Source organism: Erwinia sp. JH02 (assembly GCF_013074405.1).
GTDB lineage: Bacteria > Pseudomonadota > Gammaproteobacteria > Enterobacterales > Enterobacteriaceae > Erwinia > Erwinia rhapontici.
On the sequence record NZ_JABANZ010000002.1, the window covers coordinates 387031 to 411384 of the forward strand.

24 protein-coding genes, 1 pseudogene and 1 riboswitch are annotated in these 24354 nt (G+C 55.2%); of the genes and pseudogenes, 11 read left to right on the forward strand and 14 right to left on the reverse strand.

Translation table 11 applies throughout. The features are described from left to right. Positions 1-58: 58 nt before the first annotated feature. Positions 59-301 (forward strand): exopolysaccharide production protein YjbE, encoded by a 243-nt coding sequence (yjbE, locus tag HHI26_RS06495; protein WP_133846238.1) that lies wholly within the window; start codon positions 59-61, stop codon positions 299-301. Positions 302-384: 83 nt separating this feature from the next. Here the strand turns inward: yjbE and HHI26_RS06500 are convergent, their stop codons facing one another. Continuing rightward, positions 385-1275, reverse strand: a complete 891-nt coding sequence (locus HHI26_RS06500; RefSeq protein WP_133846237.1) for a dihydrodipicolinate synthase family protein — start codon at positions 1273-1275, stop codon at positions 385-387. Positions 1276-1574: 299 nt separating this feature from the next. Beyond that, a complete protein-coding gene (iraP, locus tag HHI26_RS06505) occupies positions 1575-1868 on the reverse strand; it encodes an anti-adapter protein IraP (protein WP_133846236.1) in 294 nt (97 codons plus the stop codon). 191 nt (positions 1869-2059) lie between these two features. On the opposite strand from iraP, the gene HHI26_RS06510 reads away from it, so the two are divergent. After that, a complete protein-coding gene (locus tag HHI26_RS06510) occupies positions 2060-2257 on the forward strand; it encodes a hypothetical protein (RefSeq protein WP_133846235.1) in 198 nt (65 codons plus the stop codon). A 1-nt stretch (position 2258) separates the two neighbouring features. Next, a complete protein-coding gene (locus tag HHI26_RS06515; protein WP_133846234.1) occupies positions 2259-3008 on the forward strand; it encodes a hypothetical protein in 750 nt (249 codons plus the stop codon). Between the two features lies 1 nt (position 3009). Here HHI26_RS06515 and crcB read toward each other — a convergent pair whose 3' ends face one another. Beyond that, a complete protein-coding gene (gene crcB, locus HHI26_RS06520) occupies positions 3010-3387 on the reverse strand; it encodes a fluoride efflux transporter CrcB (RefSeq protein WP_133846233.1) in 378 nt (125 codons plus the stop codon). A gap of 83 nt (positions 3388-3470) precedes the next feature. Next, positions 3471-3542, reverse strand: a riboswitch (Fluoride riboswitch). Between the two features lie 137 nt (positions 3543-3679). On the opposite strand from crcB, the gene HHI26_RS06525 reads away from it, so the two are divergent. Continuing rightward, positions 3680-4387 (forward strand): PAS domain-containing protein, encoded by a 708-nt coding sequence (locus tag HHI26_RS06525; RefSeq protein ID WP_171148805.1) that lies wholly within the window; start codon positions 3680-3682, stop codon positions 4385-4387. Then, entirely contained in the window at positions 4384-5307 is a 924-nt protein-coding gene (locus HHI26_RS06530; RefSeq protein WP_133846231.1) for a pyridoxal-phosphate dependent enzyme, read from the forward strand. Before HHI26_RS06525 ends, HHI26_RS06530 begins: the two co-directional genes overlap by 4 nt. 3 nt (positions 5308-5310) lie before the next feature. Here HHI26_RS06530 and HHI26_RS06535 read toward each other — a convergent pair whose 3' ends face one another. Further along, positions 5311-5943: an alanyl-tRNA editing protein gene (locus HHI26_RS06535; protein ID WP_171148806.1), complete on the reverse strand. Its 633-nt coding sequence runs from the start codon at positions 5941-5943 to the stop codon at positions 5311-5313. A gap of 238 nt (positions 5944-6181) precedes the next feature. On the opposite strand from HHI26_RS06535, the gene HHI26_RS06540 reads away from it, so the two are divergent. After that, the gene (locus HHI26_RS06540; RefSeq protein ID WP_159337626.1) at positions 6182-7003 is read left to right on the forward strand and encodes a shikimate 5-dehydrogenase; all 822 of its coding nucleotides are present in this window, start codon (positions 6182-6184) and stop codon (positions 7001-7003) included. A gap of 33 nt (positions 7004-7036) precedes the next feature. Here the strand turns inward: HHI26_RS06540 and HHI26_RS06545 are convergent. The 3 genes and pseudogenes from HHI26_RS06545 to proB form a co-directional block, all read right to left on the reverse strand. Next, positions 7037-7668: pseudogene (locus HHI26_RS06545) on the reverse strand (LysE family translocator). 22 nt (positions 7669-7690) lie between these two features. Then, positions 7691-8944, reverse strand: coding sequence for a glutamate-5-semialdehyde dehydrogenase (proA, locus tag HHI26_RS06550; RefSeq protein ID WP_133846227.1), 1254 nt, complete (start codon positions 8942-8944; stop codon positions 7691-7693). 9 nt (positions 8945-8953) lie between these two features. Continuing rightward, the gene (gene proB, locus HHI26_RS06555) at positions 8954-10057 is read right to left on the reverse strand and encodes a glutamate 5-kinase (RefSeq protein ID WP_133846226.1); all 1104 of its coding nucleotides are present in this window, start codon (positions 10055-10057) and stop codon (positions 8954-8956) included. Between the two features lie 246 nt (positions 10058-10303). Here proB and HHI26_RS06560 point away from each other — a divergent pair, with 246 nt between their 5' ends. After that, positions 10304-11458 (forward strand): porin, encoded by a 1155-nt coding sequence (locus tag HHI26_RS06560; protein WP_272952614.1) that lies wholly within the window; start codon positions 10304-10306, stop codon positions 11456-11458. A 125-nt stretch (positions 11459-11583) separates the two neighbouring features. On the opposite strand, the gene crl is transcribed toward HHI26_RS06560, so the two are convergent. From crl to gpt, 3 genes are all read right to left on the reverse strand, one after another. Further along, positions 11584-11985: a sigma factor-binding protein Crl gene (gene crl, locus HHI26_RS06565; protein WP_133846225.1), complete on the reverse strand. Its 402-nt coding sequence runs from the start codon at positions 11983-11985 to the stop codon at positions 11584-11586. A 57-nt stretch (positions 11986-12042) separates the two neighbouring features. Next, on the reverse strand, positions 12043-13293 hold the full coding sequence (gene frsA, locus HHI26_RS06570; protein ID WP_133846224.1) for an esterase FrsA: 1251 nt from the start codon (positions 13291-13293) through the stop codon (positions 12043-12045). Between the two features lie 146 nt (positions 13294-13439). Continuing rightward, positions 13440-13898 carry a xanthine phosphoribosyltransferase gene (gene gpt / locus HHI26_RS06575; RefSeq protein ID WP_133846223.1) on the reverse strand — a complete coding sequence of 153 codons (459 nt, stop codon included), beginning with the start codon at positions 13896-13898 and terminating at the stop codon, positions 13440-13442. 264 nt (positions 13899-14162) lie between these two features. On the opposite strand from gpt, the gene pepD reads away from it, so the two are divergent. Further along, on the forward strand, positions 14163-15620 hold the full coding sequence (gene pepD / locus HHI26_RS06580; protein WP_133846222.1) for a beta-Ala-His dipeptidase: 1458 nt from the start codon (positions 14163-14165) through the stop codon (positions 15618-15620). Positions 15621-15739: 119 nt separating this feature from the next. On the opposite strand, the gene dinB is transcribed toward pepD, so the two are convergent. Beyond that, positions 15740-16795, reverse strand: coding sequence for a DNA polymerase IV (gene dinB / locus HHI26_RS06585; RefSeq protein WP_171148807.1), 1056 nt, complete (start codon positions 16793-16795; stop codon positions 15740-15742). 213 nt (positions 16796-17008) lie between these two features. Here dinB and dpaA point away from each other — a divergent pair, with 213 nt between their 5' ends. Continuing rightward, complete coding sequence (dpaA, locus tag HHI26_RS06590) at positions 17009-17743, forward strand: peptidoglycan meso-diaminopimelic acid protein amidase (protein ID WP_133846220.1); 735 nt, start codon at positions 17009-17011, stop codon at positions 17741-17743. On the opposite strand, the gene HHI26_RS06595 is transcribed toward dpaA, so the two are convergent. Together HHI26_RS06595 and lpcA are read right to left on the reverse strand one after the other, a co-directional pair. Then, entirely contained in the window at positions 17714-18481 is a 768-nt protein-coding gene (locus HHI26_RS06595) for a class II glutamine amidotransferase (protein ID WP_133846219.1), read from the reverse strand. The two genes, dpaA and HHI26_RS06595, sit on opposite strands and share 30 nt — an antisense overlap. Before the next feature lie 150 nt (positions 18482-18631). After that, positions 18632-19210, reverse strand: coding sequence for a D-sedoheptulose 7-phosphate isomerase (lpcA, locus tag HHI26_RS06600; RefSeq protein WP_133846218.1), 579 nt, complete (start codon positions 19208-19210; stop codon positions 18632-18634). 216 nt (positions 19211-19426) lie between these two features. Here lpcA and fadE point away from each other — a divergent pair, with 216 nt between their 5' ends. Continuing rightward, positions 19427-21871 (forward strand): acyl-CoA dehydrogenase FadE, encoded by a 2445-nt coding sequence (fadE, locus tag HHI26_RS06605; RefSeq protein ID WP_171148808.1) that lies wholly within the window; start codon positions 19427-19429, stop codon positions 21869-21871. Positions 21872-21930: 59 nt separating this feature from the next. Here the strand turns inward: fadE and mtnK are convergent, their stop codons facing one another. Then, positions 21931-23130, reverse strand: a complete 1200-nt coding sequence (mtnK, locus tag HHI26_RS06610) for an S-methyl-5-thioribose kinase (RefSeq protein ID WP_133846216.1) — start codon at positions 23128-23130, stop codon at positions 21931-21933. 115 nt (positions 23131-23245) lie between these two features. Here mtnK and mtnA point away from each other — a divergent pair, with 115 nt between their 5' ends. Continuing rightward, positions 23246-24271 (forward strand): S-methyl-5-thioribose-1-phosphate isomerase, encoded by a 1026-nt coding sequence (gene mtnA, locus HHI26_RS06615; protein WP_133846215.1) that lies wholly within the window; start codon positions 23246-23248, stop codon positions 24269-24271. Positions 24272-24354 lie beyond the last annotated feature (83 nt).

Consider the following 24354-nt stretch of genomic DNA (forward strand, 5'->3'; position numbering starts at 1 on the left):
TAAATCTCATTATCCTTCTCTGGCAGCACCTGCTGTCTCCAGACCTTAGGATAATAAAATGAAATATGTTAAATCAGTTTTTCTGCTGGTATTACTGGCAGGCAGCGCCAACACCTGGGCCGTTACTGGGGCAGGTGAGGCAGCAGGTAGTAGCGCATCATCCATGTCAGATGGCACTTCAGATGCCGTCGGCGTGGGCGCAGTCGCTGCTCTGTTAGGCGTGGCTCTCGCGACTTCCGGCGGCGGTGATGGCTCCAATACCGGAACAACGACCACCACAACCTCTACCGTTTCACGTTAATTATTCTTTCACACAGCAAGTAGAAAGCCGGTCTCATAAAGCTTTCAATGGCCCTGCGAACCCGCAGGGCCATTTCTGCTACATCACTCCACATCCGGTAATGCATGCAACACCTGCTCAACCTGTCGACACTCGGCACTGTTCAGCCCCAATAACGGCCGTGGCAATACGGGCTGGCAAATCCCCAGAATATCTGCGGCGGCATACATCACTCGCAGGCTACTCAGCGTCTGAAACAATTGCCACAACGGCGCCAGCTGCTGGTTGAGTTCTGCAACGCGATCCACCTCTCCTCCCTGCGCAGCACGGGTTAGCGCCAGAGCCTGTTGCGGTAATAATCCTCCCAGCACGCTAAACCACACATCGCCCCCGGCCAGCAATGCCCCTGCCGCATGCCAGTCACCGCTGTAGCCGACGGCAAACGTTGTTGGAAACAACGCTCGCAGCTCCGCTACATCGCTCTGACGCATATCGGCCTGTCCGGGCTGCTTCAGCGCCTGTATCTGCGGCAATGTTGCCAGCCGCTGTAGTAAGCCCTGCGTGAAGGTAAAGTGCGTCGTGCCAGGATTGTTATAGATACAAATGGGCAGATGACTGGACTGCGCCACGGCAGAATAGTGCTGGAAAACTTCCTCTTCACGCAGTGGCGTATAGGAAACCGGCGCCAGTAAAATTCCCTGAGCGCCGGCGCGTTCAGCATCCTCAGCCAACAGGCAAGCCTCATCAGTACGCAGCGCTCCCGCGCTGGGAATCACCGGGATGTCCGGGCCAAGACAGGCCACTGCAGCCTCAATGGATCGCTGCTTCTGTTCACGACTGAGATAGGCATACAACCCGGTACTGCCGTGTAACCCCACTGAATCGACCCCCGCTCGTTTCAGCCTGAGCAGCAGTTTTTCCAGAGCAGGAATATCAACCACGCCAGACGTATTTAGAGGCGTTATGGGGAAAGCAGAAAGTCCGCGAAACAGCATGACAAAAGCTCCTGAAGTTGCAGAAATGGTGCAATAACAGTAACCCAAACAGCTCAGCACAAGCGGATTACACGCACCTTAACTTGTCGCCTATACTGAATATCAGTCCCTGATCGGTCAAAGGAGTGAGTGATGTTAATCGGCTTCGTATTACTCGTCAGTGCCTGTGGATATGATGCTTGTGACGCACTTCCGGTTTCCGAGCATATTTATCCCACCCGATACGCCTGTGAAGAGATGGCCGAACGGATCTTAAAGCGGCGCCCCAATGTGGTGCTGCTGTGTGGGGAGGTTTATCGTTAGCTGTCTTCTGTTGATGCAGCATCATCCACATAACGGGTCACCGCCAGCAGGCGGTTGACATGGGTCAACAGCAAATCCACATCAGTTTGTAGAAAGCCATCGCCACTGCGTGACGCAGTGAGTACTGCATTCTGAATATTTTCAGAGATCGAGGATGATCCCTCTTTGCCTGCGGTCAACAACAGCGCGGCAATCAGCAGGGATTGTGCTTCAACCTGGGCTGTCAGCTCTTTCGTATCCACATCCATTTTGGCGAGCTTCATTAAAATATCGATGACCAGTTGCTTCATGTCGCTATTATCCTTATCAGATTATCCGTATGAAATTACCACTCTCCCCAATCCGGGTAAACAGGACAGACCGCAAGATAAGGCAAATGATCGCGATTTCCAGATAATCCCTCAGTGTGTTTTCGCCTTCATCTGATAGCGGAAATGCCACTCTGCTGCCAGGCTTCCCCGACACCCGTTGAGGAGAAACTATGTTCCGCTTTATTTGCTCTTTGTTTTCCAGCCCCGAGTCCCTGTTGCAGGTGATGAGTCAACGCGATATTGCTGAGTCGATCGAAGAGGGTGAACGTATTCTGATTGATGAAGATGGCAGCGCGATGGTCAATTTTTCCAGCCCGGAAGTCCATGAAGACTTTGCCCGGCACGTTAATGCACTGAAGAGGGCCTGAGATGGGAACGGCGATCTTTATGGTGTTAATGGTCTGCGGCTACTGGTACACCAGCCGCGACCTCTCTACACGTTTCAAAATCAAACGTTCATTTGGCTGGGATGTTTACTTCCTGGTGGCGCTGTATGGCTGCATTTTTGTCCTGCAGGGTGTTTTGGCCACCGGACTGATCTGGTTAGTGCTGCTGGCCGTATCGGCAACCTTTAACGCCATTCCGTCACTGGCAGATGGCCTGCATCATCAGTGGCAAATCGAATTTATGACCTGGAGCTTTTTAGGCATTCAGGCACCCGTGGTCATCATGCTCACCTTTGCTGTGGCCTTTTGCATTTACCGTTCAAGCTGGTCAGGCAGCGCCCGACTGGATAGCTCTGGCCGCAAAAAGCTGTACAAGAAGCTCTCCCGCGCCAATGGCGTTGAGGGATTACTGTTTCAGTGCATGGAAGAAGGTGAGCTTGCCTGGATCACGCTGAAATCGCGGCGTATTTATATCGGTATGATCCACGCCGCCTCTTATGACAATGTCGCGACAGCCAATGTCGTGCTGATCCCGATGCTGAGTGGTTACCGCGATGGCAAAAGCCTGAATTTATGCATTGAGCATAATTACAGCCGCTGGTATGCCGAACATGGCATCACGCTTGATTCAGAACCGAAATCGGCCATGGCTTTTCGCAAAGTGATCATGCTGGAGCAGATAGAAAGCCTGTCATTATTTGATGAGGCCAGCGCCAGTGCGCTGGCACGCTAAATCAGAACAAAAGAGACATCAGCCAGAACCCGGCGAAGGTCATCAACAGCGATCCGAGCACATGCACCAGAATCGAGGTCATCGCCCACAGATAATTTCCTGCCTGCAATAGCGTCACCACCTCCAGCGAGAAGGTGGAAAATGTCGTCATGCCGCCGCACAGCCCGGTGGTGATCAGCAGCTTCCAGGCCGGATCAATCCCCGGGTGGCGCACAAACCAGGCCACCGTTGCGCCAATAATAAAGCCGCCCACCAGATTCACCAGCAGCGTGCCCGGTGGCAGGTTGGGGAACAGGCTATTCAGACGCACGGCCAGCAACCAGCGGATCACGCAGCCCGCACAGCCGCCAATCATGACAGCCAGTAATGGTTTCAACATAAAATCCTCAGAAATGGAGAGGAAGGTGCCAACAGGCAAATAATACACGGCCTGATACACCGACCTCTGGTTAAACAGAGTCAGGGTTATCAGGCGTCATCAGCCCTTACAGTCAGGGCGGTTGGGAAAGGTGGAACACCATCACCTTATGGCATTTAAGATAAGCAGCGCCTACAGGTTTTGCAAGTGGCCTGTTAAACGATATCCTCGCTTAAAATCAACAAAATGTTGATAGCTAAACATCCTGTTGATAACCTACTGCATTCTGTTCTCTTACCCTCGTTGAGTCATTATGACAGCACATTCCCCAGATATTGCCCGCGAACGCGCACTGATCCTGCAAACCCTGAACGCCGCAATCACAGCCCTGGGCAGTGTGGTTGGGCGTAATACTGAAATCGTTCTGCATGACCTGGAACACCCGGAAAAATCAGTGCTGGCCATCACTCACGGTCATATCACCGGCCGCGTGCCAGGCAGCCCGGTACTGGCTGTTCCCTTAGAGGATCAGGGGCTGCGCGCGCTGCTCAACGATAACGCACAGGTGAGCAATACGACGCCGACAGTGATCCCTGACTATCCCACCCGGGGTAAAAACGGCCAGACCCTGCGCAGCGCGACCGCACTTTATCGTGACAGCAATGGTCAGCCGTTTGCCGCACTCTGCATCAATACTGATAACAGCGAACTGTTGGCGGCGAAACGCTGCCTTGATAGCCTGCTCAACGCAGACGCGCCGCCCCCTCAAACAGAAGAGAGCGTGGATATGGGGCAGCTAATGGCGGATATCATTGCTGACTCGCTGAGTGAACTGAATGGCAACCTGCGCGTGTCGCGTAAGCAGGCCAAACTGGCGGCGGTTCGAAAAATGCAGGATCGCGGTATGTTTATCGTCAAGGGCGGGATTGAGAAAGCCGCAGCAGCGCTGGGCGTCACCCGCTACACCATTTACAACTATCTGGATGAAATCCGCGACGAACAGTCAGGGAGCACCTTATGAGCCTGCATATCACCACCCCGCTTCTCTCTTCACGCCCGTTAAGCCTGCTGGCAGGCCGCGAAGTGATGCTGAAAATGGAGGCGTTACAGCCGCCCGGTTCCTTTAAAATCCGTGGTATTGGCCTTGCCTGCGAAACCTGGCAGCGCCGGGGGGCACAGCGTTTTGTCTCTTCGTCAGGGGGCAATGCCGGTTTGGCCGTGGCCTGGGCCGGGCGCCATCTCGGTGTGCCCGTCACCGTTGTGGTGCCGGAAACCACCCCGTTGCGGGCACAGGAGCTGTTGCGGCAGGAGCACGCTGAGGTGATTGTACACGGCAGCTCCTGGCAGGAAGCGAATCAATATGCACAGTCACTGACGGGCAAACAGGATGCGTTTCTGCATCCGTTCGACGATCCGCTGCTGTGGCAGGGGCACGCAACGATGATTGATGAAGTGGCGCAGAGCGGGATGAAACCTGACGCCGTGCTGCTGTCGGTGGGCGGTGGCGGCTTGCTGGCGGGCGTGGTGGCCGGGCTACAGCGTAATGGCTGGCAGGACGTTCCTGTGCTGGCCGTTGAAACAACAGGCGCCGCATCTTTCCATGCGGCGCAGGCCGCCGGGAAGAGCGTCGAACTGGCGGAGATCCGCAGTATTGCCTCTTCGCTGGGCGCAAAGCGGGTGTGCGACCAGGCGCTACGCTGCGCCGGTGAACATCCGATACACAGCCTGCTGGTGTCAGATCTTGCCGCCGTCACCGCCTGCGAACGCTTTCTTGACGATCACCGGGTGCTGGTAGAACCGGCCTGCGGGGCCAGCCTTGCCGTGGTTTATGACCAGCATCCGCAGATCGCCGCTTATCAAAACCTGCTGGTCATTGTCTGCGGCGGTGCCACCAGCAGCCTTGAACACCTGCAAAAAATGGCCGCCGCACTGCGCGGCTGACCCTCAGTCCAGTTCGTACTGAACGGATAACTGCCCTTTCTTCTCTTTGGCACTGGTGATGCGCACCAGGCCAACCTGCGCGGTCGACAATACGTGCGTACCGCCGCAGGCGTAAGCAGGCAGCGCTCCCCAGGTGACTTTACGCATCCCTTCCTGCTCACTCAGCACGCGTGGCAAATCTGCCGCCACCAGCGCCTGGGTCAGGCGCTCCAGTTCTGCCACGTCCACGGCTTTCACAGGCTGTTCTCCCGGTGCAAAAACAATGCGCCCGGCACCGGGGCGATGATCACCTTTGGTGGCATACCAGCCAAACTGCTCGCCGACGACACCGATCAGATGCCCGGCCGAGTGCATGCGGGTATGGTGCACGCGCACCTGCCCATCAACCTTGATCGCCACCGGCCCGAGCGGCACGCTGGTTGCCAACAGATGGATCACCTGCCCCTCTTCCTGGCTGGCTTTCACCACCTCAATCCCCCCGAGCGTTCCCTGGTCAGAGGGCTGCCCACCGCCCTGCGGATGAAACAGCGTTGAAGAGAGGATCACCCGGTACTGACCATTGTCATCCGGCTGGCAGCTGATCACTTCGCTGGTCATTTCGAGGCTGTCGTTGTGGTAATACGCTCTGTCCGTCATCAATCAGGTTCTCAACAGTGAGGAGATTATCGCCCAGCAGGTTAGCATTCCACTCCAGAAAACTAAACGAAATGTTGAAATTTAATCTCTGAAATCTTGATTAATCAACAAAATAGATAAATAGCGTCTTTGACGCTCTGCTCTGCTTAAAAGGGGAAATTTGTCAGCGAATTCAGCAGTTTTTTATCTCGTGATTTTAGTCCATGCTGGATGCCACTCCCTTCACAGAGACAACCCGATGACCAAAAATCTGAATAAAGACACCCAGGTCTGCATGTCACTGGCGGCACGGCCCGGCAATTTTGGCACCCGTTTCCATAACTATCTCTATGACGCCCTCGATCTCGATTACCTCTACAAAGCGTTCACCACCAAAGACTTAAGCGCGGCGATTGGCGGCGTGCGGGCGCTGGGTATCCGTGGCTGTGCCATTTCAATGCCATTTAAAGAGGCCTGCATTCCCCTGCTGGATGAGCTGGACGCCTCCGCCAAAGCCATCAATTCGGTGAATACCATTGTCAATACCGAGGGTTACCTGAAGGCTTATAACACCGACTATATTGCCATCCATAACCTGTTGAAACAGTATCAGGTCCCCACCGGACTGACCTTCGCTCTGCGTGGCAGCGGTGGCATGGCAAAAGCGGTGGCCTGCGCCTTAAAAGACAGCGGTTTCCATCAGGGCTATATTATTGCACGCAACGAAACCAGTGGGCGCGAACTGGCGGAGCTGTACGGTTTTGAATGGCGTGCTGACCTGGAAGGGCTACAGCCTGGGCTGCTGATCAATGCCACGCCTACCGGAATGGCGGGCGGTGCAGATGCCGATGCATTGTCATTTGATCGTGCGACTATTGACGCTGCCAGCGTGATTTTTGAAGTGGTGGCGTTACCGGAACTGACACCGCTGGTACAGTACGCGCGCAGCCAGAAGAAGACTGTCATTACCGGTTCTGAAGTGTTTGCTATTCAGGCAGTGGAACAGTTTGCGCTGTATACCGGCGTTCGGCCCGATGATGCCCTGTTCCGCAAAGCGGCGGCGCATGCACGACAGGGATAGATGACGTGTGGGCTGCCCTGCCGGGCGGCCCGTTCAGCGTTTATCCATCACCATTTTGACCGCCAGCCCCGCCAGTACCGTTCCCATCAGCCAGCGCTGGGCTTTCTGCCAGCCGGGGCGGCCGGCAAGGAAGGTAGCAATAGTGCCAGCGGCAAAAACAATCAGGCTGTTCACCAGCATACTGGTGACGATCTGCGTGAAGCCCAGCGTCAGGGATTGCGCCAGAACATTGCCCTGCTCCGGGTGGATAAACTGTGGCAACAGGGTGAGATAGATCACCGCCGTTTTGGGATTCAGCAGATTGGTCAGCAGCCCCATAGTAAACAGCTTACGCGAGCTGTCCGGCGGCAGATCGCGCAGTTGAAACGGGGATTTCCCCCCGAACAGTGCCTGCCATGCCATCCACAGTAAATAGGCCGCACCGGCTAAGCGCAGTGCGTCATAAGCCATCGGCACCGCCATCACCAATGCCGTAATCCCCAGCGCAGCGCAGCGCAGACCATGTAAAACATAAAGCCCAGCGCCACACCGCACAGAGAGATGTACCCGGCCCTGCGTCCCTGGCAAAGAGAGCGCGAGATCAGGTAAATCATATTGGGGCCGGGGGTTAACACCATCCCAAGGGCGATGGCGGCAAAGGGTAAAAGCTGGGAAAGCGTAACCATTTCAACCGCCTCTTTTTATCCGTTAAACACGCACCGTATCGTCGCCATACGCCACCCACTTATAGGTGGTCAGTGCTTCCAGGCCCATCGGGCCGCGGGCATGCAACTTCTGGGTACTGACCGCCACTTCAGCGCCAAGACCAAACTGGCCGCCATCGGTAAAACGGGTGCTGGCGTTGACGTAGACGGCCGATGAATCCACTTCGTTAACGAAGCGGTCAGCATTCTGAATGGTGCGCGTCAGAATTGCATCAGAGTGCTGCGTGCCGTACTCACGGATATGGGCAATGCCCTCATCCAGTGAGTCCACCAGCTTGACGTTCAAATCCAGCGCCAGCCACTCATCGCGATATTGCGCTTCAGTGACCGCACTGACGCTGGCCAGACCGTTGCTTAACAGCGGCAGCGAGCGCGGATCCGCATGCAGGCTGATGCCTTCCTGCGCCATCCGGGCGCTCAGGGCAGGCAGGAACGTGTCGGCAATCGCCGCATCAATCAGCAGGGTTTCCACCGAGTTACAGGCGCTTGGACGCTGTTTTTTGGCGTTAACGATCACCTTCAGTGCCGCATCCTGTTCAATGCTGCGATCAACATAGATATGGCAAACGCCGATACCGCCGGTGATCACCGGAATGGTGGACTGCTCACGGCACAGCTTATGCAGCCCGGCACCGCCGCGTGGGATCAGCATATCCACGTAACGGTCGAGCTTCAGCAGTTGATTCACCAGCTCACGGTCCGGGCTTTCAATCGCCTGCACCGCACCTGCTGGCAGACCATGCTGTTTCAGGGCATCCTGAATCACCCGCACGGTGGCACCGTTGGTGCGATACGTCTCTTTGCCACCGCGCAGGATCACCGCATTACCGGTTTTCAGGCACAGGCTGGCAACGTCCACGGTCACGTTCGGACGCGCTTCATAAATCACGCCGACCACACCCAGCGGCACGCGGCGGCGCTCAATACGCAGCCCACTGTCGAGCTTACCGCCGTCGATCACCACACCCACCGGATCGGCCAGACGGCACACCTGACGCACATCATCGGCAATCCCTTTCAGGCGCGTCTGATCCAGCATCAGGCGGTCCAGCAGTGCGGCACTCATGCCGTTATGGCGTGCATCTGCCAGGTCGAGTTCGTTGGCGGCCAGTATGGATGCGCTCTGCGCTTCCAGATGGTCAGCAATCGTCATCAGCACCTGATTTTTCTGTGCGGTCGACAGCACCGACAGCTGATACGAAGCGGCCTTGGCGGCCTTACCCATTTGTTCAAGCATGCGTATTCCTTAAGAAACAATCATATCGTCACGATGTATCGCCACCGGACCATATTCATAACCTAAAATTTCGCTGATCTGCTGGGAGTGATGTCCGGCAATCATACGCATGGCATCGCTGTTATAGCGCGATACGCCGTGGGCAACATCGCGCCCCTGCAAACTGCGAATACGGATCACTTCACCACGGGAAAAGTTACCGCTAATTTCACGAATACCTTTTGGCAACAAGGAGCTACCGCGTTCCAGAATGGCTGACAGCGCCCCATCATCCACCACCAGCTCACCGGCCGGAGGCGCACCGAAGATCCAGCGCTTGCGATTTTCCAGCGGGGTTTCAAAGGCGTGGAAGCGAGTGCCAACCGGGTTGGAGGCAATCACATCACCAATCACACCAGGACGGTTACCGGCCGCAATAATGGTATCAATACCGGCGCGACAGGCCACATCCGCCGCCTGGAGTTTAGTCGCCATACCGCCCGTTCCCAGGCCTGAAACACTGTCACCCGCCAGCGCACGCAGCGCATCGTCGATACCGTGAACATCGCGGATCAGTTCGGCTTCCGGATTATTACGCGGATCGGCAGTAAACAATCCCTGCTGATCGGTGAGCAGCAGCAGCTTATCGGCACCAGCAAGGATAGCCGCCAGCGCAGAGAGGTTGTCGTTATCACCCACTTTGATTTCAGCGGTGGCGACCGCGTCATTTTCGTTGATGACAGGCACGATATGGTTATCGAGCAGCGCGCGCATGGTGTCACGGGCGTTAAGGAAACGCTCGCGATCTTCAAGGTCTGCGCGGGTCAGCAGCATCTGGCCGATATGAATACCGTAGATCGAGAACAGCTGTTCCCACAGCTGGATCAGACGGCTCTGCCCCACCGCAGCCAGCAGCTGCTTAGAGGCGATGGTCGGGGGCAGTTCAGGATAGCCAAGGTGCTCACGTCCTGCCGCCATCGCGCCAGAGGTCACAATCACAATCCGATGGCCCGCGGCATGTTGCTGTGCGCACTGACGCACCAGCTCCACAATATGGGCCCGATTCAGCCGACGCGATCCGCCGGTCAGTACGCTGGTCCCCAGTTTCACCACCAGGGTCTGGCTGCTGCTCATTATTTCCTGCCATTTCGTAAAAAAGAGTACAAAGAAACGTTTTAGCAGGTGTGGTGCCCGAAGCCAACAGCCAGCGCGGGAAAAGGGCGAAAAAGCCCTGACCACTTGCTAGTCCAAAAGTTCGCAATTAACAAGAAGTGTTGAAAACTGTAATAAAACTTTAATGGAGAAAGGGTAAAAAGTCCGTGCTTCGAACAGAGCCTTCGGGCCGTTTATTACTTTTACTCTTTCGGGATTGATAGCAAAATGATGAAGAAAAGCGCACTGGCAATCTTAACCGCAGCTCTGGCCCTGTCCACCGCTGCACAAGCCGCAGAAGTCTATAACAAAGACGGCAACAAACTGGATTTCTACGGTAAAGTTAAAGCAATGCGTTACATGAGTGAAGCGGACACCAATGCCAGCAACAACGCTGACAAGTCCTACGTCCGTATCGGCTTCAAGGGCCAGACCCAGATTAACGACCAACTGACCGGTTACGGCCAGTGGGAATACAACTTCAGCGCCAGCAACTCAGAAGGCGGTGCTGATGCGCAAGCCGGTAACAAAACCCGTCTGGGCTTCGCCGGTCTGAAACTGAACGATTTTGGTTCTATCGACTACGGCCGTAACTACGGTGTGATCTACGACGTGGAAGCCTGGACCGATATGATGCCTGAGTTCGGCGGCACCGGTTACACCCGCGCTGACACCTATATGCTGACCCGTGGTAACAGCATGCTGACCTACCGTAACAACGACTTCTTCGGTCTGGTCGATGGTCTGAAATTTGCCTTGCAGTATCAGGGTAAAAACGACGCTTCATCAACACGTGCGGGTAACGTGAGTAACGGCGATGGTTACGGCGCATCTCTTTCTTATAAAATCATTGATGGTCTGAGTGTCAATGGGGCGTTTTCTTCTTCTAACCGCCTGATCGCCAATGAGACTACACCAGGCCTTGGCCAGAAAAATGCGGCATTCGGTTCTGGTGACAAAGCGGAAGCCTGGGCAACCGGTCTGAAATATGACAACAACGGTGTATACCTGGCAACGACCTACGCTGAAACGCGTAACATGAACCCAATCAACAGCGGTGCAACCTTCACTCAGGCTAACGGCACAACAACCGCCGTGTCAGGTTATGTGAATAAACTGTCGAATTTTGAAGTTGTGGCACAGTACCAGTTCGACTGGGGCCTGCGTCCATCACTGGCCTATGTGCAGACGAAAGGCAAAGATATGGAAAATGGCGTTGGTGATGCTGATCTGTACAAATTTGTTGATATCGGTGCGACGTACTACTTCAACAAAAACATGTCTACCTTTGTCGATTACAAAGTTAACCTGTTGAGCGATGACAACAAATTGAACCTGAACACCGACGATATCGTTGCTGTAGGTGTGATGTACCAGTTCTAATCCCTTTGACGCTGTGACACGCCACTGCCACAGCGATAAATGATTTACCCCTCGTTATGTGTCTAAAACAAAGGCTGGAGCAATCCAGCCTTTTCTTATGGGGGGTCAGGAATGAACAGGCAGGACTACGCGGTCAGTTTAACCGGCTTGTCAGCAAAACCGGCTGCCGGGACCAGGCCCAGCTCGATCTCTGCTAACTGCGCCTTTAAACGCTCATGGAAGTTACGTAACGTCTCTTCAAGACGGGCATTATTATCCTTACCCTTTACCGTGCTCGGCTTCCAGTTGCCTTCTTTATCAAACAGACCAAAGTGATACTCATAGGTGAAATGGTCAGTCTGGGCTTCCAGCTCCATCCACCAGCCCCAGAACTCACGCAGTTCCGGTTCAGGTTTCACATTGACGCAAACGGCCAGGCAATCAAAGAAGAAGCGGTCGCCTTCACATTTGCCTTCACGGATGTAAGGACCCAAAGAGTGAAAGCGCTTGATCAGCCGACTCTTAGGATGTCCACTCGGTAACGTCATCGTTAAAACCTCCATAATTGAGTCTATAGTTGTAGCAAACTATTGAATATTAGCAACTCATACGTCTAAGCGCTGCGCCAGCCAGTCACAAATGTCACGCAGGCCTTTATCAAAATTCGCCATCGCCGGGGAGGTGTTAATCTTTAACAAACGCCCGGCGCTGGAGGAATTGGTGATCAGCCGTGATTCTTCTTCCGGGCTAAACGGGTCATGAGCCCAGTAACCGGACAGCATCGGCGTCGGGCAACGGCGGCCCAGCAGTCCCTGAATTTTCAGTGAGAAACGGCTCAGTTCAGTGCGTAATGCACTGTCGGATGTCCCTGACATGCCAAGGCGACTGGCCAGCATATCCATATACATTTCAGGTACGCGATCCTGTAAGTTGGTATCGCTAAGCAGGCTGTGTACCACTGGCCCAAGGCAGGCTACGCCGCGCAGGCGCTGGCTTTCCAGATAGGCCAGTCTGACCGCCACGTTAGCCCCAAAACGGAAACCAAAGGCGGCGACGCGCGTGTGATCAACCCAGGCCACATTTTCCAGCTGACGCAGTACCTGTTGGTGCAGGAAGCTGGAATCCTGGGTCAGTTTCCATTTAGAGGAAAAGCCCACCGATGGCATATCCAGCGTCAGCATCGCAATGCCACGCGGGGCAAGGTAGTCATGAAAAAGACGGTAATGGTCGCTTTGCAGCGCATCCAGGCTACCACACAGCAGCACCGTCGGATAAGGGGCTTTCACGTCCGGCGGCATATGCAGGAAACCGGTCACCGGGCTGCCACCAGCAATAGCAAACTCCAGTGCTTTCAGTTCGCCAGGCAGACGGTGGGTGGCTTCTTCATAAGCGCGGCTGGCCAGCACCTGCGCCTGCTCTGCCAGTTCATCCTCTTTCAGATGCGGATAGCCCGCCACGCTGTAAAGGTGTGCCGCATGGAGCCAGTACTGGCCCGCTTGCGCGTCATCGTCACATTCGGTGGCCTTCTGCTGCCAAAGCGCCGCCTGCTTTGACCACTCATAGATCCAGTTGCCGCCGCGATAGCCAATCACCGTATCCAGCAGTTGATCATCGGTATGTTCAACGGTGCTGACGGCGATACGTGCCAGCACTTCACTCACTTCCTGCGGCGTCAGTCCACGCCAGGTCCACAGCAGGCGGTTAATCATCCGATACCAGCCGGCATGGGTTTCGCCATCCAGCGCAGACTGGATGCTCAACGGGCGATGATGATGCAGACGTCGCACCAGCGATGAGGTTTCCGGGTGTTTAAAACGCGGCTTGAAGAGTTCTTCGCTGAGGTTTTTCGGCGACATAACAGGGCGTTCCTCTGGCGTACGGGTAGGATTTGAGTCTACCGTAGCAGGGAGTTTCACGCGAAGGGTAAAAACAAACACGCCCGACAGAATCGGGCGTGTTTTGATCTAACACACTAAATGTCTCTGATGACAGAGTGAATCAATCAGCTTTTTACCAGCGGGGGAAGGTAGGCAATGCCCATGTCCCACGGCTGTTCAATCCAGGTGTTTTGCGGGATGTCGATAACATAATCATCCACCAGCGGGCGTCCGGCTGGTTTAGCGAAAATCGTCACGAAATGCGCTTTCGGGTACATCTCACGGATAGCCTGTGCAGTGCCGCCGGTGTCCACCAGGTCATCGATCACGATGAAACCTTCACCATCCCCTTCTGCACGCTTCAGCACGGTCATTTCGCGCTGGTTATCGTGGTCGTAGCTGGAGATGCAAACCGTGTCGACGTGGCGGATACACAGCTCACGCGCCAGTAAGGCGGCAGGTACCAGACCACCACGGCTGACGGCAATAATGCCTTTCCACTGTTCAGCGGGCAGAAGGCGCTCGGCCAGTTTACGGGCATGGATTTGCAGCATGTCCCAGGTGACGATGTATTTTTCACTCATTAAAAGAATCCCGGCCAATGAAATTGGCTTAAAAATTGTGCAAGGGGAGCGGTTGCGCGAAATTATAGTGATCTGAGGCACTAAAAACCAGCCCGCTGCACCTTGTATCCCCCTTTTTTCCTGGGGCATCGTGAGCATGTGTCAGAAATCGGTGATATTCTTTTGCCATCGCGTCAGATTCGCTGACGGGAATTTTCCAACCGATATCAGCGCATGCTTCCTGCCTGCACGGCAGAAAGGGAGTGCTGACACAGGAGAGTTATCGTGTCTGAATTGTCTCAATTATCCCCACAACCCTTGTGGGATATTTTTGCCAAAATTTGCTCCATTCCCCATCCTTCTTATCATGAAGAACAACTGGCTGCCCATGTGATCGCCTGGGCGACGGAGCAGGGTTTCTGGAATGAGCGCGACCAGGTGGGTAACATCCTGATCCGTAAACCTGCCACGCCGGGTTATGAAAATCGTAAACCCGTGGCGCTTCAGGCGCACCTTGATATGGTGCCGCAGAAAAACAACGACACGGTGCATGACTTTACCCAAGACCCGATTCAGCCCTGGATCGATGGCGAATGGGTAAAAGCACGCGGCACCACGCTGGGTGCCGATAACGGTATTGGTATGGCTTCAGCTCTGGCCGTGCTGGCTGATAACAGCCTGGAACATGGTCCGCTGGAAGTGCTGCTGACCATGACCGAAGAGACCGGCATGGTCGGTGCCTTCGGATTGAAAGCAGGCTGGTTGCAGGCCGATATTTTGATTAACACCGATTCCGAAGAGGAAGGTGAGATCTATATGGGTTGTGCTGGCGGTATCGACTTTACCAGCACACTGCCGCTGACCCGTGAAGCGGTTCCGGCCGGTTATCAGACGGTGAAACTGACGCTGAAAGGCCTGAAAGGCGGTCACTCCGGTTGTGATATTCACGTGGGTCTGGGGAATGCCAACAAACTGCTGGCGCGCTTCCTGTTCTCCCATGCGGCGGATCTTGACCTGCGTCTGGTGGATTTCAGCGGCGGTACGCTGCGCAATGCGATCCCACGTGAAGCCTTCGCCACGCTGGCGGTTCCTGTTGCCAGCCTCGATAAGCTGAAGTCACTGGCAGCCGGCTATCTGCTGACGCTGCAAAATGAGCTGAGCCTGAAAGAGAAAAACATTGCCGTGGTGGTCGAGGATCTGGCCCATGCGGAGCAGGCTCTGAGCACCACCAGCCGTGATGCGTTTATCGCCCTGCTGAACAGCACACCGAATGGCGTGATCCGTCAGTCAGACGTGATGAAAGGCGTGGTGGAAACCTCACTGAACGTCGGTGTGGTGACGTTTGAAGGCAATGAAGCGAAGATCAACTCACTGATCCGTTCACTGATCGACAGCGGCAAAGAGTACGTGGTGGAAATGCTCACTGCGCTCGGCCAACTGGCCGGGGCGAAAACCCTCGCCAAAGGCAGCTATCCAGGCTGGCAGCCGGATGCCACCTCACCGGTGATGGCGCTGGTGCGTGAAACCTATGAAAAACTGTTCGATAAAACCCCGAATATCCAGGTTATCCACGCCGGTCTGGAGTGCGGTCTGTTTAAAGAACCGTACCCACAGATGGACATGGTATCGATTGGGCCGACCATCACCGGGCCACACTCCCCGGATGAGCAGGTGCATATTGGAAGCGTTGACCTGTACTGGCAGCTGCTGACTGCGCTGTTGAAGGCGATCCCGGTTAAGTAATGCTGCGCATATGATACGGGCGAGGCCTGCCTCGCCCCTACGACAGCCTCTATACAGGCATGCCCCGCGCCCTGTCACAATCGCGACACTCGCAGGGGTCAGGTATGCCTGACACGCTCTTACAATCCCAATAACAATTGCCTTTCCAGCTGCGGGTCCAGCAGCGTCACATGCAATCCCACCAGCCTCACGCCGCGCCCTGCACGCCGTTCATCCCAGCTTTTTCGCGCAATCTCAATCAGATCGGCCTTATTCAGTACCTGCCAGACATGCTCCTGCGTGGTCTGCTGGAAATCATTAAACTTCAGTTTTACGCCCTGACGGGCAATCTGGCGATCCGGCTTAATGTTATCCAGCCGTCGTGCCAGCTCATCGTACAGCAGGTCGATAATTTCCAGGCAGGCTTCCCAGCTATGAATATCCTCCGACAGCGTCCGCTCCACGCCAAGAGATTTACGCTCACGGGTAGTGATGACTTCCCGGTCATCAATGCCATTACTGCGCTCCCACAGCACGCGGCCAAACTTACCAAACCGCCTCAGCAAGGTGACCAAATCGGTTTTTTGCACATCGGCACAGGTGTTCAGCCCCATCTCTTCTAACTTACGCGCCGTGACTTTTCCCACGCCGGGAATTTTCGCCAGCGGCAGGGCCAGCAGGAAGTCAGGCATCTGCTGCGGCGTAATGACAAACTGGCCGTTAGGTTTATTCATATCGGAGGCGATTTTTGCCAGGAATTTAATCGGCGCTATCCCGGCTGATGCGGTGAGATTCAGCTCCTGCTGGATCGTATCGCGGATCTCACGCGCGATCAGCGTGGCCGATCCATGGCAATGCTGGCTGTCAGTGACATCCAGGTAAGCTTCATCAAGCGACAGGGGTTCAATCAGGGCAGTATAGCGGGAAAAGATGTCACGAATATGGACGCTGGCTTCTTTATAAGCGTCATAGCGGCCCCGAATCACCGTCAGGTGCGGGCAGAGCTTAAGCGCCATCGCCGTTGACATCGCACTGTGCACACCAAATTTCCGCGCAGGATAATTCGCCGTGCTGATGACGCCGCGCTGTTTTTCGCTGCCGCCAATCGCGATGGGGATATCACGCAGGCTGGGGTTATCGCGCATTTCCACTGCGGCAAAAAAGCAGTCCATATCCACGTGAATGATTTTACGCATAGCCCCCTCCGATAATACTGTATAAGTATACAGTCAAAAAGCCAGAGTTCAATACGCAACGGAACGCACATAAATTAAGGTTTTTATTCTTCGCTATCTTGATAAAAAAATAGACAATGCTAAGGTGACGCAGCGATAGCGGAATTATCCGATATTGTCAGTACAGACGCCTTCCGGCGTTGCTTTCAACCCCTACATTTCAAGGGAACCAGAATGGGCAAAATCGCACTGCTGTTTGCGATGATTTTTCTGCCAGCCGTTGTCTTCGCCAGCGTACCGGATTCGGTTACCCCACTGGCCCCGGTAAGCAAAGAGTTAAAGAAACAACTGATTGGTACCCCCGTGTACCTGCAAATCTTCAAAGAAGAACGCACGCTGGAACTGTACGGCAAAATCGGCAACGAATTCCGCCTGCTTAACAGCTACCGCATCTGTAATTTTTCGGGTGGATTGGGGCCAAAACGCGTACAGGGCGACTTCAAAAGTCCGGAAGGTTTTTACAGCGTGGGACTTTCCCAGTTAAAACCAGACAGCCGCTTTTATCGTGCGATTAACGTCGGCTTTCCGAACGAATACGATCGCCAGCAGGGTTATCAGGGGAAATATCTGATGATCCACGGCAACTGCGTGTCAATTGGCTGCTATGCCATGACCGATGCCTATATGGATGAAATTTATCACTATGTAGAAGCCGCGCTGCGCAATGGCCAGCCGCGTGTTGAAGTCAGTATTTATCCGTTCCGCATGACCGACAGCAACATGCAGCGCCATCGCTACTCCACTTACATCAATTTCTGGAAGCAATTGCAGCCGGGTTACACGCAGTTCGTGCAGACCAAACAGCCTCCGGCGGTCAACGTTAGCGATGGCAAGTACGTACTGAGCCGCCCGATGACAGGCAACTCAGCCGTACAGGAATCAGCGCTCGCGCTCACCCAGGCAAAATAACGCCCATTCACCTGGCTCAATCTTGTGCCAGGTTTCATTCGCCGTCAGCGGCTGAGTGGCCACCACTGTGACCACGTCATTTGGCGTGGTCTGCTTCTGAAAATCAATTTCCACATCCTGATCCAGCAATTTGGCTTTGCCGAACGGGGCACGTCGGGTGATCCAGAACAGATTGGTCGAACAGAACGCCATCAGATAGCGGCCATCTGACAGCAGCATGTTAAACACCCCTTTCTCACGCATCTCTGCCGCCAGTTCCGCAATATAGCGGAAGACGGCTGGCCAGTTGCCCGGCGTACGCGGATAGCGAGTGGTCAGCTTATGCAACAACCAGCAGAAGGCAATCTCACTGTCGGTTTCACCCACGGGGCGATAAGGGCCGGTATCCAGGTTTTTATAGCCTTTAAGCTGCCCGTTGTGCGCGTAAGTCCAGTTACGTCCCCACAGTTCGCGGGTAAACGGGTGCGTATTTTCCAGCGATACTTCACCCCGGTTCGCCTGGCGAATATGCGCCACCACCGAACAGGACTTAATCGGATATTCCTGCACCAGTCGGGCAATCGGCGATTGAAAACTGGGTTGCGGATCTTTAAATGTGCGGCAGCCTTTCCCTTCATAAAAGGTAATGCCCCAGCCATCTTTATGCGGGCCCGTTCCGCCACCGCGCTGCACCAGCCCGGTAAAACTAAAACAGATGTCCGTCGGGACGTTCGCGCTCATCCCAAGTAGTTCGCACACAGGATTACCTCGTGAAAATAGATTCTATCCCCAATGGATTTCACGTTGCAGGAAGGCGGCAAACGAGTGAATCCCCGGGAGCTTACACGAGTAAGTGACCGGGGTTCACGAGAGCAGCTAACGCACCTGCGGCGTGAAAGATGAAGGGGATTATTTGACCATTTCTTTTTCGATGAGCAGCATCAAGATATGAATCACTTTGATGTGAATCTCCTGAATACGGTCAGCATAACCGAAGTGCGGCACACGAATTTCTACGTCGGCCACGCCATCCATTTTGCCGCCGTCTTTACCGGTCAGGGTGATTACTTTCATCCCTTTGGCACGCGCAGCTTCAACCGCTTTAATAATATTACCGGAGTTACCCGATGTGGAGATCCCTAACAGCACATCCCCTGCTTTCCCCACCGCTTCAATGTAGCGTGAGAAAACAAAATCATAGCCAAAGTCATTACTGACGCAGGACAGGTGGCTGACATCAGAAATCGCGATCGCCGGATAGCCAGGGCGGTTTTCACGGTAGCGCCCCGTCAACTCCTCAGCAAAATGCATCGCATCGCAGTGGGAACCGCCATTACCACAGGAGAGAACCTTACCACCTGCTTTAAATGAATCAGCCAGCAGCACGGCCGCACGCTGGATCGCCTCGATGTTTGCATCTTCACTAAGAAATTTATTCAGCGTCTCTGCCGCTTCGTTCAGCTCGGCGCGAATGATGTCCTGATACATAGGGATGTCCTTTTAGGAAAGAGTTACTGTAGGAGTTTATCAAGTTGCCAGAGAGCCGGGAAGCGATCTCCCCGCCCCCCAGAGGGATTAACGCTTCGTGCCACCGCTTTGTGAGCCAGGTTGTAATTATTATGTAAACAGATTGCACCTGACGCCGTGGTAATCTAAACATATACCCAACAGGTCGGACCTCTTACTACTTACGGAGCACATGTTATGATGGTTCTCAGTATTGTGGCGACGATCGTGCTGATTGGCGCCCTGTTTTATCACCGTATTAATCTGCTGGCTGCCAGTGCTGCGTTGCTGCTCTGGACCGCTGTGCTCGGACTGGCAGGGCTGTGGACACTTTGGCTGCTGGTCCCGCTGGTGCTTATTCTGCTGCCGTTTAATCTCCTGCCCATGCGCCAGGCACTGTTCAGCAAACCCACGCTGAACACCTTCCAGAAAGTGATGCCGCCGATGTCACGCACCGAAAAAGAAGCCATCGATGCCGGTACCACCTGGTGGGAAGGCGATCTGTTCCGTGGTACACCGGACTGGAAAAAACTTCATGCCTATCCGCAGCCGCGACTGACGCCGGAAGAGCAGGCGTTTATTGACGGTCCGGTAGAAGAAGCCTGCCGTATGGCAAATGACTTCCAGATCACCCATGAAATGGCCGATCTGCCGCCTGAGCTGTGGGCGTATCTCAAACAGCACCGCTTCTTCGCCATGATTATCAAGAAAGAGTACGGCGGCCTTGAATTTTCGGCCTACGCTCAGGCGCGCGTGCTGCAAAAATTGTCAGGGGTTTCCGGGATTCTGGCGATCACGGTGGGTGTGCCTAACTCCCTTGGCCCGGGCGAACTGCTCCAGCATTACGGGACCGAAGCGCAGAAAGATCACTACCTGCCTCGTCTGGCACGCGGCCAGGAGATCCCCTGCTTTGCCCTGACCAGCCCGGAAGCGGGTTCCGATGCCGGTGCCATCCCGGATGTTGGCGTGGTATGCATGGGTGAATGGGAAGGTCAGCAGGTGTTGGGTATGCGCCTCACCTGGAACAAACGCTATATCACCCTCGCCCCTATCGCCACTGTGCTCGGCCTGGCGTTTAAGCTTTCTGACCCCGACCATTTGCTGGGCGAAACGGAAGAGTTAGGGATCACCTGTGCGCTGATCCCCACGCAGACACCGGGCGTGGAAATTGGTCAACGGCATTTCCCGCTCAACGTACCGTTCCAGAACGGCCCGACACGCGGCCAGGATATCTTTGTGCCGATTGATTTTATTATCGGTGGCCCGGAAATGGCCGGACAGGGCTGGCGAATGCTGGTTGAGTGTCTGTCAGTGGGCCGTGGCATTACTCTGCCGTCCAACTCCACCGGCAGCCTGAAAAGCATTGCTCTGGCGATCGGGGCCTATGCGCATATTCGTCGTCAGTTCCGCCTGCCGATTGGCAAGATGGAGGGGATTGAAGAACCGCTGGCACGCATCGCCGGGAACACCTATGTGATGGATGCCGCCGCCACGCTGATCACCAGTGGCATTATGCTTGGTGAAAAACCGGCGGTGCTGTCCGCCATCGTGAAATACCACTGTACTCATCGCGGTCAGCGGGCAATTGTTGACGCCATGGATATTGCGGGCGGTAAAGGCATTATGCTCGGCAGCAGCAACTTCCTTGCCCGCGCTTATCAGGGGGCGCCGATTGCCATTACGGTGGAAGGCGCCAACATTCTGACCCGCAGTATGATTATCTTCGGCCAGGGTGCTATTCGTTGCCACCCTTACGTGCTGGAAGAGATGGCGGCAGCGCAGAATAATGATGTGACAGCCTTTGATAAGGCGCTGTTCAGCCATATCGGCCACGTGGGCAGCAATACGCTGCGCACCCTGTGGCTGGGACTCACGGGTGGCCGCACCAGCGCCTCGCCGACTCGCGATGCCACCCGTCGTTACTATCAGCATCTGAACCGCGTCAGTGCCAACCTTGCACTGCTGTCGGATGTCTCAATGTCCGTGCTGGGCGGCAGCCTGAAACGCCGCGAGCGCATTTCGGCGCGCCTTGGCGATATCCTGAGCCAGCTCTATCTGGCCTCGGCAGCGCTGAAGCGTTATGAGGATGAAGGACGTAACGAAGCCGATTTACCGCTGCTGCACTGGGGCGTTCAGGATGCGCTGAATCAGGCAGACACGGCTATCGACGACCTGCTGCGCAACTTCCCGAACCGCCTGGTGGCGGGCCTGGTGCGCGCCGTGGTGTTCCCGACCGGCCGTCACAGCCGGGCGCCGTCCGACCGCCTGGATCATCAACTGGCGCTTATTTTGCAGGTGCCATCCGCCACCCGCAACCGCCTGGGGCGCGGTCAGTATCTCGCACCGAGTGAACACAACCCGGCAGGCCAGCTGGAAGAAGCGCTGCACGATGTGATGGCCGCAGAAGCGATTCATGACCGCCTGTGTAAACAGCAGAAAAAACATCTGTCGTTTACCCGTCTGGATGCACTGGCAGCACAAGGGCTGGAGGCGGGATGGGTCACCCAGGAAGAAGCCGATATTCTGATCCGTGCTGAAGTCAGCCGCCTGCGCTCAATTAACGTGGATGAATTTGACGCCGATGCGCTGGCAACTCAACCGGTAAAAGAGGTAAAGCCACCACGTAAAATCGAAGCGGCATAAAGTAACAAGGCCGATCGACGTTATCGATCGGCCTTTATTCACTGAGAGGCAATAAAACGTTAACCGTTCTGGCGGATACGTGCAATCAGTGCTTCCACATCCGGCACATGATCAGCCAGCAGGATCAGGCTGCGCCCCAAGATTATCGCCTGGCGCACGCATTCGATGCGCATCGCTTCATCTTCAATCTTCTTGATATCTGCGACCTGCGACATCCCCACGGTACGGCGGATAAGTTCAGTGCCGCAATAGCCGATGGTATCGCTCCACACCTTACGCAGGAATTCACGGGAGTAGCCCGGCACGGCCAGCGCACGATCGCGGCTCTTCTCTGCCGCCAGCGCCAGGAAACCCTCGGTGAAACTCAGCCATACTTCACGCACATCGTTAAGACGATTTTCACGCGCGGCGGCCGCTTCACGCGGTGGCAGCAGGCCCGGTGCTGCGCAGTAGCTGATCAACAAATTGCCCAGTGCGCTGCCGATATCAAAGCCCATCGGGCCGTAGAAACCGAACTCCGCATCAATCACTTTCAAGCGGCCTTCTTTCACAAAAATCGAACCGCTGTGAACATCCCCATGCAGTAAGGCTTCTGCGTGGCAGTAGAAGCGATGCTTCAGGCCGCCAACGGCGAGCCTTAAGGCCTGATCATCACGCAGGGATTCAGCCAGCGGCTCCAGCGCACGCGGATAAGCATTTCGCTCATGAACCTCGTAGGGTTCATTGAAGAATAACTCTTCGGTGATATCGCACAGCTCCGGATTGGTAAAACGGATCACGTCCGCTTTTTTCTGGTACGGATGCTGGAAAAAATCAGAGGTATGGAACAGGGTTTGCGCGAGATACTCACCCAACTGCCCTGCCGCCTGCGGATATTCAACACCGTTCACCAGCTCGGTACGCCAGATCGCATGGTCAGAGAGATCTTCCATCACCATCACCGCCAGTTCCGGATCGTAGTGAAGGATGTTGACCGTATGCTGCGGGCAGAATTTTCCGTGCTCAATCAGCACTTCAGCTTCCAGACGCGCACGGTCAAGGGTGAGAGGCCAGGATTCGCCCACGCAGCGCACATAAGGTAGTGCCTGCTTGACGATCACCCGGCTGACGCCTGCCGTATCAAAAATCTTGAACACCAGGTTGAGATTACCATCGCCGACTTCCTGCGAATCAACCAGCGTTTCGGGGTTCGCCACGCCGCCAAACTGGCGAGCATATTCCACGGCATCCGCTGCGGTGAACGTACGGTATTGCGACATTGATCTGCCCCTCAAAAATAACCCATGTTTCGTTGTAATAAGCCGTTCAGACGTCTATACATCCGTTAACCATGTTGGCACAATATGATGCATTAAAGCAACCAGGATTTAACTCATGCAAACACTCAGTACCACCAGCTTACAGGTTCGTGATAATCAGCTCTGGATCCTCGACCAGCAGGCCCTGCCGCAGCAGAAAATCTGGTGCCCGACGCCGGACGTTGCCGGGCTGGTGGGTCATATTAAAGCCCTGCGTGTGCGCGGCGCTCCGCTGATCGGGCTGTCTGCCAGCCTGTTGCTGGCCCTGCTGGCCGAAAATGGCATGGCAAAACCGCAGCTGGCTGAGGCGCTGGAGGTGTTGCGTGCTTCGCGCCCGACGGCGGTGAATCTGATGAATAACCTTGATCGCATGAAGCTGGCCCTGGCGCAGGATGATTTCGTTAGCGCGCTGGGCACAGAAGCACTGCGTCTGATCGATGAAGATAAAGCACTGTGCGACAGCATTGCTGTTGCCGGTAGCGCACTGATTACGCCCGGTAGCCGTTTGCTGACCCACTGCAATACCGGCGGGCTGGCCACCGCAGGCGTTGGCACGGCGTTAGGAGTGATTGCACGTGGCTGGCAGGAAGGCACGGTCGCCAGTGTCTGGGTGGATGAAACCCGCCCCCTGTTGCAGGGTGGCCGACTGACCGCCTGGGAGCTGGGTGAGCTGGGTATCCCTTACCGCCTGATTTGTGACTCGATGGCCGCCAGTCTGATGGCTCAGGGACAGGTTGATGCTATCTGGGTAGGCGCTGACCGCATTGCTGCCAACGGTGACGTGGCCAACAAGATTGGCACTTACAGCCTGGCGGTACTGGCGAAGTATCACAACATTCCGTTCTACGTTGCGGCACCGCATACCACCCTGGACCGTGAATGCCCGAACGGAGAGGCCATCCCGATTGAACAGCGCGCTGCCCGCGAAGTGACCGGTGTAGCCGGAAGCTTTGGTGATGTGCAGTGGGCGCCAGACGATGCGCAGGTGTATAACCCGGCGTTTGATGTGACGCCTGCCTCACTGATTAGCGGCTGGGTGCTGGATACCGGGGTCGTCACCCCTGTGCAGGTAGAAGCGGGTGAGTTTCAGCCACGGCTTTAAGAACGATGAATTCCCTAAATTATTCGAGTTGCAGCAAGGCGGCAAAGCTGTGAGTCCCTGGGAGCATAGGTAGCTATGTGACC

Bases quoted from the DNA above. Each gene is read 5' to 3' on its own strand.
- HHI26_RS06525 (WP_171148805.1), top strand. From the start codon at position 3,680: ATGACAGCACATTCCCCAGATATTGCCCGCGAACGCGCACTGATCCTG.
- dinB (WP_171148807.1), bottom strand. From the start codon at position 16,795: ATGCGTAAAATCATTCACGTGGATATGGACTGCTTTTTTGCCGCAGTG.
- HHI26_RS06500 (WP_133846237.1), bottom strand. From the start codon at position 1,275: ATGCTGTTTCGCGGACTTTCTGCTTTCCCCATAACGCCTCTAAATACG.
- lpcA (WP_133846218.1), bottom strand. From the start codon at position 19,210: ATGTATCAGGACATCATTCGCGCCGAGCTGAACGAAGCGGCAGAGACG.
- crcB (WP_133846233.1), bottom strand. From the start codon at position 3,387: ATGTTGAAACCATTACTGGCTGTCATGATTGGCGGCTGTGCGGGCTGC.
- proA (WP_133846227.1), bottom strand. From the start codon at position 8,944: ATGCTTGAACAAATGGGTAAGGCCGCCAAGGCCGCTTCGTATCAGCTG.
- iraP (WP_133846236.1), bottom strand. From the start codon at position 1,868: ATGAAGCAACTGGTCATCGATATTTTAATGAAGCTCGCCAAAATGGAT.
- HHI26_RS06560 (WP_272952614.1), top strand. From the start codon at position 10,304: ATGATGAAGAAAAGCGCACTGGCAATCTTAACCGCAGCTCTGGCCCTG.
- yjbE (WP_133846238.1), top strand. From the start codon at position 59: ATGAAATATGTTAAATCAGTTTTTCTGCTGGTATTACTGGCAGGCAGC.
- gpt (WP_133846223.1), bottom strand. From the start codon at position 13,898: ATGAGTGAAAAATACATCGTCACCTGGGACATGCTGCAAATCCATGCC.
- mtnK (WP_133846216.1), bottom strand. From the start codon at position 23,130: ATGTCGCAATACCGTACGTTCACCGCAGCGGATGCCGTGGAATATGCT.
- crl (WP_133846225.1), bottom strand. From the start codon at position 11,985: ATGACGTTACCGAGTGGACATCCTAAGAGTCGGCTGATCAAGCGCTTT.
- mtnA (WP_133846215.1), top strand. From the start codon at position 23,246: ATGCAAACACTCAGTACCACCAGCTTACAGGTTCGTGATAATCAGCTC.
- HHI26_RS06540 (WP_159337626.1), top strand. From the start codon at position 6,182: ATGACCAAAAATCTGAATAAAGACACCCAGGTCTGCATGTCACTGGCG.
- proB (WP_133846226.1), bottom strand. From the start codon at position 10,057: ATGAGCAGCAGCCAGACCCTGGTGGTGAAACTGGGGACCAGCGTACTG.
- dpaA (WP_133846220.1), top strand. From the start codon at position 17,009: ATGGGCAAAATCGCACTGCTGTTTGCGATGATTTTTCTGCCAGCCGTT.
- HHI26_RS06535 (WP_171148806.1), bottom strand. From the start codon at position 5,943: ATGACGGACAGAGCGTATTACCACAACGACAGCCTCGAAATGACCAGC.
- frsA (WP_133846224.1), bottom strand. From the start codon at position 13,293: ATGTCGCCGAAAAACCTCAGCGAAGAACTCTTCAAGCCGCGTTTTAAA.
- HHI26_RS06515 (WP_133846234.1), top strand. From the start codon at position 2,259: ATGGGAACGGCGATCTTTATGGTGTTAATGGTCTGCGGCTACTGGTAC.
- HHI26_RS06530 (WP_133846231.1), top strand. From the start codon at position 4,384: ATGAGCCTGCATATCACCACCCCGCTTCTCTCTTCACGCCCGTTAAGC.
- fadE (WP_171148808.1), top strand. From the start codon at position 19,427: ATGATGGTTCTCAGTATTGTGGCGACGATCGTGCTGATTGGCGCCCTG.
- HHI26_RS06510 (WP_133846235.1), top strand. From the start codon at position 2,060: ATGTTCCGCTTTATTTGCTCTTTGTTTTCCAGCCCCGAGTCCCTGTTG.